The 12200-nt window shown below is 72.8% G+C and carries 12 protein-coding genes; 6 read left to right on the plus strand and 6 right to left on the minus strand.

The features are described 5' to 3' along the window. Nucleotides 1-151: 151 nt before the first annotated feature. The 4 genes from PUR71_RS07820 to PUR71_RS07835 are packed head-to-tail and all read left to right on the plus strand — an operon-like array spanning nt 152 to nt 4199. On the plus strand, nt 152-2092 hold the full coding sequence (locus PUR71_RS07820) for a LodA/GoxA family CTQ-dependent oxidase (RefSeq protein WP_329925616.1): 1941 nt from the start codon (nt 152-154) through the stop codon (nt 2090-2092). After that, entirely contained in the window at nt 2092-3258 is a 1167-nt protein-coding gene (locus PUR71_RS07825) for an NAD(P)/FAD-dependent oxidoreductase (protein WP_329925617.1), read from the plus strand. Before PUR71_RS07820 ends, PUR71_RS07825 begins: the two co-directional genes overlap by 1 nt. Beyond that, nucleotides 3255-3974: a hypothetical protein gene (locus PUR71_RS07830; RefSeq protein WP_329925618.1), complete on the plus strand. Its 720-nt coding sequence runs from the start codon at nt 3255-3257 to the stop codon at nt 3972-3974. Before PUR71_RS07825 ends, PUR71_RS07830 begins: the two co-directional genes overlap by 4 nt. Before the next feature lie 12 nt (nt 3975-3986). Next, a complete protein-coding gene (locus tag PUR71_RS07835; RefSeq protein ID WP_329925619.1) occupies nt 3987-4199 on the plus strand; it encodes a hypothetical protein in 213 nt (70 codons plus the stop codon). Nucleotide 4200: 1 nt separating this feature from the next. Here the strand turns inward: PUR71_RS07835 and PUR71_RS07840 are convergent, their stop codons facing one another. After that, nucleotides 4201-4548, minus strand: a complete 348-nt coding sequence (locus PUR71_RS07840; RefSeq protein WP_329925620.1) for a hypothetical protein — start codon at nt 4546-4548, stop codon at nt 4201-4203. Between the two features lie 17 nt (nt 4549-4565). Then, nucleotides 4566-5048: a cupin domain-containing protein gene (locus tag PUR71_RS07845; RefSeq protein WP_329925621.1), complete on the minus strand. Its 483-nt coding sequence runs from the start codon at nt 5046-5048 to the stop codon at nt 4566-4568. Between the two features lie 80 nt (nt 5049-5128). On the opposite strand from PUR71_RS07845, the gene PUR71_RS07850 reads away from it, so the two are divergent. Further along, nucleotides 5129-5980: a LysR family transcriptional regulator gene (locus tag PUR71_RS07850; protein WP_329925622.1), complete on the plus strand. Its 852-nt coding sequence runs from the start codon at nt 5129-5131 to the stop codon at nt 5978-5980. Between the two features lie 47 nt (nt 5981-6027). Here PUR71_RS07850 and PUR71_RS07855 read toward each other — a convergent pair whose 3' ends face one another. After that, on the minus strand, nt 6028-7014 hold the full coding sequence (locus PUR71_RS07855) for an Acg family FMN-binding oxidoreductase (RefSeq protein ID WP_329925623.1): 987 nt from the start codon (nt 7012-7014) through the stop codon (nt 6028-6030). Nucleotides 7015-7370: 356 nt separating this feature from the next. After that, nucleotides 7371-8198, minus strand: a complete 828-nt coding sequence (locus PUR71_RS07860; RefSeq protein ID WP_329925624.1) for a HEAT repeat domain-containing protein — start codon at nt 8196-8198, stop codon at nt 7371-7373. A 312-nt stretch (nt 8199-8510) separates the two neighbouring features. Here PUR71_RS07860 and PUR71_RS07865 point away from each other — a divergent pair, with 312 nt between their 5' ends. After that, complete coding sequence (locus tag PUR71_RS07865) at nt 8511-9761, plus strand: MFS transporter (protein WP_329925625.1); 1251 nt, start codon at nt 8511-8513, stop codon at nt 9759-9761. 9 nt (nt 9762-9770) lie between these two features. Here the strand turns inward: PUR71_RS07865 and PUR71_RS07870 are convergent, their stop codons facing one another. Further along, complete coding sequence (locus PUR71_RS07870) at nt 9771-9905, minus strand: hypothetical protein (protein WP_329925626.1); 135 nt, start codon at nt 9903-9905, stop codon at nt 9771-9773. 234 nt (nt 9906-10139) lie between these two features. Continuing rightward, complete coding sequence (locus PUR71_RS07875; protein WP_329925627.1) at nt 10140-11693, minus strand: Na+/H+ antiporter; 1554 nt, start codon at nt 11691-11693, stop codon at nt 10140-10142. Nucleotides 11694-12200: the final 507 nt, after the last annotated feature.

A 12200-nucleotide genomic window follows, 5' to 3' on the forward strand; every position in this document is an offset into this window, starting at 1 on the left:
TCCCCCAGACGGTCCAGGCATGGATGTCGGCCTCACTCTTGCGAGTGGTGGTCCGTGTCCCTCCAATCGGAGCAGAGCTTCCTGCCGTAGCGTTTTGCCTACGAACGTTCAGATCGAAGCCGGATCCCCGGAATTGGAGGCACCGAGCCAGATGACCGACGACATCGTCCGCGCTGCGATCCACCCTGCCATCGGAATCGCCAGAGTCGGAAACGCGCTGGAGGAGTACTACACCGCACCTGAGGTACCCGACCCCGCGCCGCAGGACCCGGGCTTCTACAAGGACTCCGCCGGCGCGATCAAACGCGAGGCGGCGCGCTTTCGGGTCTACGGGTACAACGCACTGGGCGAGGTGGTGGCCGAGCTCACGGCGGACAACGCCGATATCCGCTGGAGCGCGCACCTGGCGAACAAGAAGGCGGCCTGGTACCAGTTCCAGCTCGCTCTCGATATTCCCGACGCGGCGAGTGCCAACGCGTCCGAGCTTCGCAACAAGGAGATCACCGGCGACCTCCGAAAAGACCTGATCATCGACCCGGGCCCGATCAGCATCGGCGGGAGAAATGTCTCAGGGCCGGACTTCCACTTCCGTGACGGCAAGTTCATGGGGAAGGAGGTCTATCTCGGGGAGCTGCGGACCGACGAGGACGGGCACCTGCTGGTGTTCGGCGGCTTCGGCCAGTCGGCCTCCTACAACGGCAAGCCGATCACCACCTACGCCAACAACGACGGCTGGCACGACGACATCGGCGACGGCCCGGTCACGGCGACCGTCACCGTCGGCGGCCGCGTGCTGCCGGTGGACCCCGCCTGGGTCCTGGTCGCCCCACCCAACTACGCCCCCGCGCTGAAAGGCATCCGCACCCTCTACGACCTGCTGTACGACGTGTTCGTCTGCGACGGATCGCTGCCGTTCCCGGACAGGGTCTCCTTCACCCGCCACATCGCACCGGTACTCCAGCGGTTCACCGACCACCAGTGGGTCAACCACGGCTTCGCCGGCTGCTACGGGCACGACGGCCTCAGCCAGTTCACCACCCCGCAGATGCTGGCACGGCTCAGCAGCAACACCCCCGACCGCCGCGCGTTGCGCCGGCAGGTGTTCAACGCGCTGCGCGACTTCGGGCGCGACGGCGCCTCGCCCGTCCCCTGGCCCTGGCTGTACGGGGATGCGATGGCCATCCCGCCGCGCTCGCCGCTGCACCACATGGCGTTCTCCCCGACCCAGTACCGGATGTTCCAGTGCTGGGCCGACGGCGACTTCGAGGACGACTGGGGCACCCTCGGGGCCACCGCGCCGCCCCGGACACTTGCCGAGGTGTGCCTCGCCGAGCAGCCGGCCGCGCTCGACCGAGCCGCACTGGACTTCTGCCTCGCCGATGCCTTCCACCCCGGCTGCGAGGTCACCTGGCCGATCCGGCACGCCTCGATGTACATGGCGCCGTTCCGGATCCGCCACCGCCCGGCCGACCAACCCGAGCCCTCGTACGGCACGGTCCTCACCCCCGAGACCGCGCTGTCGGTGAACGGACCGCTGTACGCCCAGGCGCCGGGTGACCTCTCCCGGTGGATGGCCGTCCCGTGGCAGAGCGACACGGCCAGCTGCCGTTCCGGCTACGAGATGTCCCTGGGTCCGCGCCACGACCCGTACCTGCCGACGTTCTGGCCGGCCCGGGTCCCCAACCACGTCCTCACCGAGGACGACTACCAGGTGGTCGTGGACGAGACCCGGCCGCTGGCCGAACGCACCGAGGCGTTCGAGCGGCGGGCCGTGTGGCTGCGCGGACTGCGCGGGCAGAACACCGATCAGCTCAACCAGATGATCGACGACTGGTACCGGCTCGGCATCGTGGAGGTGCGCGAGGGCGCCAAGGACTTCCCAGCCCGGATCCAGGTGGAGTCCAGGCCCTCCATCGACCTCGAAGGCGTTCCGCTCACCCAGAACCTGGTGACGCTGCACGTGCCCCAGGCCGCGGACCCGACCCTCGCGTCGGTGGCGATCAACCAGGCGATCGCGGTCAGCGGCTACACCGCCGAAGAGGTGACGGCCGGCTTCATCGACAAGGTCGCGCCCTTCCGCGACAACGTCTGATGAGCGGTCGGCGCACCGCCGCCGGCGACCACTACGACGTGGTGGTCGCCGGCGGGGGCCCGGCCGGCGCCGCCGCCGCCCTGACCCTGGCGCGCGCGGGCCGGACCGTCCTGCTCGCGGACGCCGGGAGCGGCCCTCCCAAGGTCGGCGAGTCCCTGCCCTCGGTGGCCAAGGTCCTGCTCGGCGACCTGGGCGCCGGTCAACGGCCTGTCGCAGCCGGACACCTGACCTGCTACGCCAACCTTTCCTCCTGGGGATCGACCGCGCTGGGCCGCACGGACTTCATCAACGACCCGAACGGTCCCGGCTGGCACCTGGACCGCGCTCGGTTCGACCGGTGCCTGCGCGAGGCGGCCCGCTCGGCCGGCGCCGAAGTAGCCGAGCACACCACGGTCCGCCCGAAGCCCGGAAACCCGGAGGGAAGTTGGGCGGTCACACTGCGCGGACCGGCGGAGCAGCGGATGGTCCGGTGCGACTGGCTGGTGGACGCCAGTGGCCGCCGCAGGGCGGTAGCCTCCGCCGGCCGGGCCGCCACTCAGCGCACGGACGGGCTGGTCGCCACCTGCCTGGAACTGGCACCCGAGTCCACGGGGCGAGCGGGTGAGACCTGTTCGCTGGTCGAATCCGCCGAGGACGGCTGGTGGTACACCGCGTTGCTGCCCACCGGCCGCCGCCTGGTGGCCTACTTCACCGACGCCGACCTCGCCCCGCCCGCACCGCGCACCCGCTCGGACTTCGCCCGGTTGCTGCGGCAGACCCGGCACGTCGCGGCCCGGGCCGGCGCCCACCCGCTGCCCGCCGACGCGACTCCTCGGCGGGCCCCCGCCCACTCCTCCCACCTCGACACCCCCACCGGCGACGGCTGGATCGCCGTCGGCGACGCGGCCATCGCCTTCGACCCGATCTCCTCCCAGGGCGTCCTCACCGCCCTGCACACCGGTATGGCCGGAGCCTCGGCCTTGGCCGCCCACCTCGACGGTGACGGCCAGGCGCTGGAGTCCTACCGCGCCCAGGTGGCCGCGATCCACTCCGCCTACCGCCGCAACCACCGCACGGTGTACCGCCTGGAGAACCGCTGGAGCGACCGGCCCTTCTGGCAGCGCCGGCACACGTCCCTACCGCATCCCTGCGCACCACAGCACAGCATCCGAAAGGAGTTCGCATGACCACCCGTCACGACCACGAGCACGAGGACCCGTCGGTCCATTCCTTCATCCTGTCCGGCCGGGACACGGTCTTCGGCTACCACCTGGCCATGTTCGGCATGGCCGAGCACCGCTACCAGGTCGTGGTCGAGTACGACCTGCCCACCGACATCGTCGAGACCTACCTCAAGGACCAGGCGGAACGCCCGGCCAGCTGGCACGCGGTGCGCAACACGGAGGACATGGTGCTGCCCCCGATCGGTGACGGGTCGGTCACCGAGTACCCGGCCCGCCTCGACCGGGTCACCCAGACGGGCAACGGCGAGGACCGGATCTGGGAGCCCATCTCGGGCGGCTTCACCGTGCGGATCAAGCGGGTGCTGAACTTCCGGCGGTTCAGCGAGGAGCCCTTCCCCGCGCATCTCACCTACCTGCTCTACGGCCGGGGCAAGGAGGCCCACATCGCCCACCGCCTGGTCAAGCGCCCCCACTTCGAGCAGATCTTCACCCTCCGGCAGGTGCCCGACGGCGTCACGGCGGACGACCTGGCGAACGCCGTCGAGATCACCATCCCCTCGGTGCCCGACAACGGGCACGACGGCCAGCCGTGGACCACCAGGCCACTGCCCGACCGTAGCTACCCGGCCATGCTCCACCGCGGCAAGGCGGCCCCCGTGCCGATCACCCTCGACCTCAGTGACGAACGCTGGTGGAACATCACCACGCTCAACGCCTGACGAGGTAGGACCGTGCAGACCGACCCGCTGTCCCGGTTCCTCAACGTGCTCGCCCCGACGAGCCGGGACAATGTGCGGCGACTTCCCCACGAGACCCAGGAGGAGATGGCCGCGAGGTGGGAGACCTACCTCACCGACGACACCGACCTGCTGTCCCTGGACGAGCTCGATCCGCAGACCGCCGAGGTCAAGGCAGCCGAACACGTCGTCAAGGACTACTCCTGACCTACTGACCCCGCAGCGGGGCCGCCGACCGCCGGATCGGGCGCCATCGCCCGATCCGGCGAGCCATTTCCAGCGCGAGGACCTGGTCGATCCGCTGCCAGGTCTCGAAGCGAGCCCCGCAGGCGGGAGGCACGAGCCGCCTCGTACCGTCCCCTTCGACCGGCGCTCCGCACGGCGTGACAGTGACACGGACGCCTTCTGTCGGCCATCCTGCCGCACCACACTCCCGGTCCACCCAGGCCATCATCGGCCGGAGTTGGTCCCGGCTGCGGACGATCTTCAGCGTGCCCGCGTAGAGGGAGAAGAGCGCGAGCAAGCCCGCGACGAGCCCGTAGGCGATGGTGTTCATGGTTCCCGTTCGGTGATTCAGGCGCGGTCGGTGGCGGGCTCGGTCGCGTAGCGCTCCATCGCGGCGATGTTGGCCTGCGGCGTGAGCGGCCGGCCGTCGGCGAGCGCCGCCTGGAGGTCCCGGAAGTACTGGACGTACAGGTCGGGGGTGAACGTGCTGAGCATGACGGCGGGTTGGTCGGTCCGGTTGGCGAAGGTGTGCGGGGTGCCGGGTGGGACCATCACGAGCGTGCCCGCGGTGGCGTCGTGGTCCTCGTCCCCGACGGTGAAGCGCACCGTGCCGGACAGGATGTAGAAGCCCTCGTCGTGCCGGGCGTGGCGGTGCTGCGGCGGCCCCTGGGTGTGCGGGGCGAGGACGGATTCGGCGATCGCGAGTCGGTGCCCGGTGTGGCTGCCGTCCTCCAGCACGCGCATGCGCGTGGTGCCCAGGACGATCGTCTCGCCGTCGCCGGGCTTCACCACGTGGACGGCGGGCTCGCCGCTCTTCGTTTCTTCGGTCATGCCCACGAGTCCACCGCCGAGGCCCTCCGGTGTCCAAGACCCGTTCCGCGGCGGCGATACCCGGTGAGTATCGTTGCAGCGTGGAGCTACGGACCTTGCGGTACTTCGTGGCGGTCGCCGAGGAACTGCACTTCGGCCGGGCCGCCACCCGGCTGCACATGAGCCAGCCGCCGCTGAGCCGGGCGATCAAGCAGTTGGAGGCCGACGTCGGGGCCCTGCTGTTCGTCCGCTCGCCCGCGGGCGTCACCCTCACCCCGGTGGGCGCGGTGCTGCTCGACGAGGCGCGGGCCCTGCTCGCTCACGCCGACCGCGTCCGGGCTCGCGTGAGCGCGGCGGCCGGCGCCGCGACGCTCACCATCGGCATCCTGGGCGACGGCACCGACCCGGGCGTGGCCAGGCTGGCCGCCGCCTACCGCCGACGGCACCCGGGCATCGACATCCGCGTCCGCGACACCGACCTGACCGACCCGACCTGCGGGTTGCGCGCCGCACTGGTCGACGTCGCGCTGACCCGGGCGCCGTTCGACGGGACCGGCCTCACCGTGCGCGCGCTGCGGGCCGATCCGGTCGGCGTGGTCCTGCGCGCCGACGATCCGCTGGCCCGCCGCGACCGGCTGCGGCTCGCCGACCTGAGCGACCGCCGCTGGTTCCAGTTCCCGCCGGGCACGGATCCGCTCTGGCAGTCGTACTGGAACGGCGGCACGCCGCGCGAGGGCCCGGTGGTGCGCGCCGTCCAGGAGTGCCTGCAGGCCGTGCTGTGGAACGGCACGGTCGGCCTGGCGCCGCTGGGACACGATCTGCCGCAGGAGTTGGCCGTGGTGCCGCTGATCGACATGGCGCCGAGCCGCGTCGTGGCGGTGTGGAACGAGGGCGACACCAACCCGCTGATCCGCTCCTTCGTCGAGATCGCGGCGGCCGCGTACCGACGCTGAGCGCTTTCACGCTGCGCGGGCGCCGCGTTCGGCGCGCGCCGCGCGTCTCACCCCTCGGGCGGGTCAAGGACGTCCTCGACGGGCCGGCGCGGGGTGGCCGCTCCGGGCGGGCCGTAGCCGACGCGCAGGACCAGCTGCACGTGGCCCGGTCCTTCGACCGGGTCGCGCAGGCGCCAACGGGTGTCGGGGAGCTCGACGGCCTGGTGCAGGACGGAGGCCCGCAGGCCGTGGGCGGTGGCCAGCAGCCAGACGCGCTCCAGCGCCTGGCCGCTGCGCAGCCAGTCGGCCCGGCCGTCGAAGTGGGTGCTGAGCGTGGCGAGTTGGGGCAGTGCCTCGAAGCGCTCGGCCGGGCTGGCGGGGTGCGGCGGGTGGCCGGTGAAGCCGCGCATCGGGACGCGGGCGTCGCGGTCGTGCGAACCGAGGGCGGTGAGCGGGATGCCGTCGACCGAGGGTTCCAGGCGCAGCCAGGAGCGGGTCTCGGCCTCACGGGCGGCGTCCGCGGCGATGCGGTCCTCGGCCTCGGAGGTGAGCGCGAGCACACGGCGCACGCCGTGCTCCTCCAACACGGTGAGGATGACGCCCTCCGCCAGAGCCGCCGTGATGAGCTCGGCGACGAGGGCCTCGGGGACGTCCCGGTTGGCGAACGGCTGGCGGCTGGAGTGGCGGGCGGCGATGGCCGGGTAGAGGTCGCCCAGCGGGTGCTTCGTGCCGCCGGGCGCGGAGAGGTCGAGCACGGCCCTCGGCTGCGCGTCCTCCCCGGAGGGCAGCAGCCGGACTGCGGCGTCGCGGCCGAGGTGCGCGGCGGCAACGCGCAGGTTGAACAGCGCGGCACCGATCGAGACGTGCAGCGCCCGCCCGTCGGGATCGACGGCCGGGACGGCGCGGGTGGGGTCCGCATGGACCTCCAGGCCGCGGCCGTCGGGAGTCGGGCGGAAGCGCCACGGCTGGCTGTTGTGCAGCGAGGGTGCCCGGCCGCCGGCCTCGGCGAGCAGGTGCAGATCGGCCGTGGTGAGCGCGGCGGCTTCGGTGATCATGGTGGCTCACTCCCTCGCGGCAAGGGCTCCGGTGCTACCGATCATCCTGCGGCCGGGGGGCGGGACGGCAGGGCCCAAGGGCCCTACGGCGGCGGCGGATGGGCCCGACTTTCGGCGGGACAGCGGGTCTACCGAACTCCCGTCGCTGGTCGAACGTTTCGCGTACCGGCCCGGCGGTCACAGGCGCACGATCGCCCAGGACAGCAGTCCCGCGGTCGCCGCCAGGGCCGCGAAGGAAAACCAGACGGCGCTTCCGTCGCACCTCAACCCGAACCTGGTGGCGGCGGAGCTCGCCGGGCTGCCGGCCGACGCCGCCCGACATCCCCCGGCAGTCCGGCGCCGCCGCGCGGGGTGGTTCACCGGCCGCGGCGTGCCGCCCCGTGCCGCGCCGCCAGTGCCTGGTCGCGGACGTGCGGCTCCGAGTCCCGCTCCAGTCTGGCCAGGACGTCGGCCACCGGCTCGTCGCCGATCTCGGTCGCGGGGAAGCGCCGCAGGGCTATCGCCACCCACGCCCGCACGTGCGGGCTGTCGTCGTCGGCGAGGCGGCAGATGTCCGGCAGGGTGCGCGGCTGACGGCGGTAGCCGAGCGAGCCGAGGGCGGAGATGCGCACCCGCTCGGAGGGATCGCGCAACAGAGCGACCATCAGGTCGACGGCCGCAGGGTCCGTGCCGTGGCTGCCGAGCGTGCCGGCGACCACGCTGCGGATCCGCTCGTCCCGGTCGTGCGCCGCGCGGCCCAGGACGGCGACGTCCGCCGGGTCCGGGACGAAGCCGAGCAGCCAGAGCGCCGCCCGGCGCAGGTCGGCGTCGGGGCTGTCCGTCCAGGGCAGGAGGGTGCGGCGCGCGGCCGCCGGATCGTCCTGGGCGAGGACGGTGATCATGGTCGTCAGCCCGTCCTGGTCGTCGCCGAGGTCGCGGGACCACGCCCGCAGCAGCACGGGCAGGGAGGATCGGCCGGCCGTCTCGGCGAGGAGGTCGGCGAGGACGGAGCGGGCGTACCGGTTGCGCGCGGCGACGGCCGTCTCCAGGTGTGCTTCCAGGCGCGGGACGAGGTCGGCCCGCAGGGTGCCGGTGAGGTGGGTCTCGATGGCGGCCAGCTCGTCGAGGTCGCCGTCGGGGTCGAGCAGTCCGGCCGCGAGTTCGTCGAGCAGCACGGTCTGGTCGTCCGCCGACAGGTCCCGCACGTCGTCCCCCTCGTCTCTCCGGCCGCACCGGGCCGGCTGCCGTCAGTGCCCGACCTTTCGGGCTGCGGCACTCTACCAAGCCGCCCGAAACGGCCGGGGGCCCCGTCAGGTCACGCTCGGTACCCGGTCGGTGGGGCCTCGGGGCGTCGTGGATGTCCGACCAGTACCCCCTCGCCACCGATCGGACCGGACGGCCACCGGCGTCCTCACCCGCGGCACCACGGTGCGAAAACCCGATGGACGGCTGTACGAACCCTCGGCCATAGTCGCTGGGTGCCGAGCCAAGCCCCACCCCCGCACCCGCACCCTCCCGTGCCCGCCCGTCGCTTCGCCTGGGCGGGCCGCAACTTCCGGATCCAGACGGCCGCCACCGTCGTCAGCGGCCTCGGCAACGCCGGAGCGCCGATCGCCACCGCCTTCGCCGTGCTCGGCGACGGCGGCTCCGGCACCGAGGTCGGGTACGTCACCGCCGCCCGCCTCCTGCCGACCGTCCTCCTGCTGGTGATCGGCGGCGCCCTCGCCGACCGGCTGCCGCGCCATCACGTCATGGTCGCGGCCAACCTCTTCAGCGGCCTCTCCCAGGCCGTCCTCGCGGCGCTCGTGCTGAACGGCCACACCCAGCTCTGGCAGCTACTCGTCCTCTCCGCCGCCGGCGGCGCCGGCTTCGCGCTCTACGCCCCCGCGGCCGAGGGGATGATCCTCCAGAGCGTCCCGCCGGACCACGCCGCCCGGGCCTTCTCGGTCTTCCGGATGGGCCAGAACGCCAGCCAGATCGGCGGGGCCGCGCTCGGCGGCGCGCTCACCGCCGCCGTCGGGCCCGGCTGGGTGCTCGGTCTCGACGCCGTCTGCTTCCTGATCGCCGCCGGCCTGCGCTTCCTCCTGGAGGCGGAGGCCGCCCCGGCCGCCTCCGGCGCCACCATGCTCAGCGAACTGCGCGACGGCTGGCGGGAGTTCGCCTCCCGCCGGTGGCTCTGGATGGTCGTCCTCCAGTTCTCCGTCCTGGTGGCCTGCGTCGGTGCGGTGGAGTCCGTGTACGGTCCGGTCGTCGCGGAGAAGCGGCTCGGCGGCGCAGCCGACTGGGGGCTGGCGATGGCCGCCTACGGCGTCGGGCTCGTCGTCACCGGCCTGCTGATGGTGCGCTGGCAGCCGCGCCGGATCCTGCTGGTGGGCAACTGGGGCGTGTTCCTGTTCGGAGTGCCCGCGCTCGCCCTGGCCCTCGCGGCGCCGCTGCCGGTGCTGATCGCGGCGATGTTCCTTTCCGGCGTCGGCGTCACCGTCTTCGGCGTCAACTGGATGGTCGCGCTCCAGCAGGAGATCCCTGCCGAGATGTTCTCGCGCGTCTGCGCCTACGACCACCTCGGCTCGCTCTCCCTCGCCCCGCTCGGCATCGCCCTGGCCGGCCCGGTCTCGGACGCGCTCGGCATCTCGGGCGCGCTGTGGGCGTGCGCCGTGATCTGCACCGTCCTGAGCGCCGCGGTGCTCCTGGAACCCCAGGTCCGCCGTCTCACCCGCAGGACCGTCGCCGACGCCCCGGCTGTGCCCGAGCCCGCACCGGTCCCCTGAGCTCCTGCCTCAGCCCCGCCGGGGCCGCCGGCGCAGGGCCGCCCGGAGCGAGAGGCCCCGTTCCCGCCACACGATCCCGGTGACCGCCCCCAAGCTGATCACCACGCCGTGGGCGATCAGCCAGGACATGAGGAAGAAGACCACGCCGATCGGTCCTCCAGACGCTTCCACAGCGCCTCGGCCCACGAGCCCGTGTACCGTTCGCGCGCCGAACACACCATCCGCGTCAGGTGGTTCCCGGTCCTCACGGCTGGCGGCTCCCTCGCTCCGGACCCGCAGGGGCGTGACGGCGGACGACGACGCTCGCCCGACGTCCTGTCACGGAGCGCCCGGGCCCGCCAGGGCCGTCATCCGGTCGGCTCACCGCCGTCCCGGACATCACGGGGTGCCGAGAGCGGCCTCCTCGCGGTCGAGGTCCTGCTGGAGGCGGCGGCGGGTGGTGTCGCTGATGCGGTGTTCGTCGTAGAGGCGGCGCAGTTCGGTGCTCTGGACGGCGATGACCTCGCGGCGCAGCTGGCGGTAGGAGGCGTCGGCGGTGGTGCCGTCGGGGGTTTCCGGGGTGCGGTCCAGGCGGGCGGTCAGGGCGCGGCGGACGCGGTCGACGGCGGTGTCGGGCAGCGCTTCCAGTTCCGCGAGGTGTTCGACGTGGTCGAGGGCGGTGCGGTTGAGGGTGTCGCGGGCGTCGTCCTCCTCGCGGGCGGTGTGCTCGGGTTCGAGGGCGAGGCCGGAGCGGTTGACCACGGCGGCCAGGGTGAGGCCCTGCACGACGAGGGTGAACACGACGACGGCGGTGGTGAGGACGAGGACCAGCGGGCGTCCGGCGAGCTTCGTGCCGTCGTCGGTGAGGAGCGGGATCGACAGGGCGGCCGCGAGTGGCATGACGCCGCGGGTGCCGGCCCAGGTGACCACCCCGGCCACCCGCCAGGACAGCCGGCCGCGACCCTGACTGGGCCTGACCGCCCGGGTCAGCGGGAGCGTGGAGAGCACGCGCACCGCGATCAGGACGGCGGCGAGGGTGAGCGCCTGGAGCGGCCACCAGCCGGTGCCCGCGGGCAGGTCCCGTACCAGGGTGGGCAGTTCGAGGCCGACGATGCTGAAGACGACGCTCTCCAGCAGGAACACGACCACCGCGTAGACGGCGCTCAGCTGGAGGCGGATGTGGGCGTCGGTGAGCCGGTGGCCGGAGCGGCCGAGGAGCACGCCGGCGACGACGACCGAGGTCACGCCGGAGGTGTGTACGGACTCGGCCAGGACGTAGGCGGCGTACGGGGTGACCAGCGCGATGACGGTCTCCAGGACGGGATCGGCTGTGCGGCGGCGCACCAGCCACACCAGGCCAGCGACGGCGGCGCCGACCAGGCTCCCGCCCCCGCCGAGCAGCAGGAACTCCCCTCCCGCCGCCGGCACGCTCACCGCCGCGCCGACGGCCACCGCGATGCCGACGGCCACCTTGAACAGCACCAGCGAGGTGGCGTCGTTGAACAGGCTCTCGGCCTGCACCAGCACCTGGACCCGCCCGGGCAGGGCGAGGCGGCGCCCGAGTGCGGTGACCGCCACCGGGTCGGTGCTGGACAGCACGGCGCCGAGCACGAACGCCATCGCGGGCGGCAGACCGGCGACGGCGACGGCCACGAAGCCGACCGCGGCGGCGGAGGCGAAGACCAGGCCGAAGGAGAGGATCGTCACCGGGCGCCACACCGTGCGCAGGTCCCGCAGGGACAGCTCCTCCGCGGAGGCGTACAGCAGCGGCGGCAGGACCACCATGCCGATGACCTGCGGCGGAACGTGCAGCGCGGGAACGCCGGGTATCAGGGCCACCCCGACCCCGGCCAGGACGAGCAACGAGGGTGCGGGCACCCGCAAACGCCCCGCGAACGTGGCCACGGCCGTGCCCAGAACCACCAGGACGAGAACGATCCCCACTACGTGCATCGACGGAACAACCCCACCACGACGAACGGGGTCACCGCCGCCCGAATGCCGCAGTAGTCCCCCGAGCCGACCAGGCTTCCCGGCACACCTACGGTCATCTTATCGGTGCGTTAGCGGTGGCGACAGCACGTATCCGCAGGCCGTCGGGGCGCCCCCGACCGAGTGGCGCACGCCCGGCGCGGCCGCGGGCCGGATGGCCTGACCGCCACCCGCCCCGAAGAGAGTGCCACCCGGCATGGACCTCCTCTTCGTCACCAGCGTGGCGGCGGTCGTCGCCGACCCGCCGCAGAGCCGCAAGCCTGTTCATCGAGGCACGCATTTCTACCGGCACCCTCTCTGCCCTGGGTCGGGGTAGCGGGATTTGCACCCACGGCCTCTTCGTCCCGAAGTAGGCCCTGGAAGATCGCCGACCTGCGTCCAGTGCCAAAGGTGCAGCTCAGAGCGCTGCTATGCGTTGGCCTGCGTCGAGGCCCGGGGGGCTTCCATCCCGAGATCATCTCCAGGAAT

This window comes from Streptomyces sp. SP17BM10, from assembly GCF_036322405.1.
Lineage (GTDB): Bacteria > Actinomycetota > Actinomycetes > Streptomycetales > Streptomycetaceae > Kitasatospora.

Coding starts and splice junctions, on each gene's coding strand:
- PUR71_RS07875 (WP_329925627.1), bottom strand. CDS start 11,693: ATGCACGTAGTGGGGATCGTTCTCGTCCTGGTGGTTCTGGGCACGGCC.
- PUR71_RS07825 (WP_329925617.1), top strand. CDS start 2,092: ATGAGCGGTCGGCGCACCGCCGCCGGCGACCACTACGACGTGGTGGTC.
- PUR71_RS07830 (WP_329925618.1), top strand. CDS start 3,255: ATGACCACCCGTCACGACCACGAGCACGAGGACCCGTCGGTCCATTCC.
- PUR71_RS07820 (WP_329925616.1), top strand. CDS start 152: ATGACCGACGACATCGTCCGCGCTGCGATCCACCCTGCCATCGGAATC.
- PUR71_RS07855 (WP_329925623.1), bottom strand. CDS start 7,014: ATGATCACCGAAGCCGCCGCGCTCACCACGGCCGATCTGCACCTGCTC.
- PUR71_RS07840 (WP_329925620.1), bottom strand. CDS start 4,548: ATGAACACCATCGCCTACGGGCTCGTCGCGGGCTTGCTCGCGCTCTTC.
- PUR71_RS07845 (WP_329925621.1), bottom strand. CDS start 5,048: ATGACCGAAGAAACGAAGAGCGGCGAGCCCGCCGTCCACGTGGTGAAG.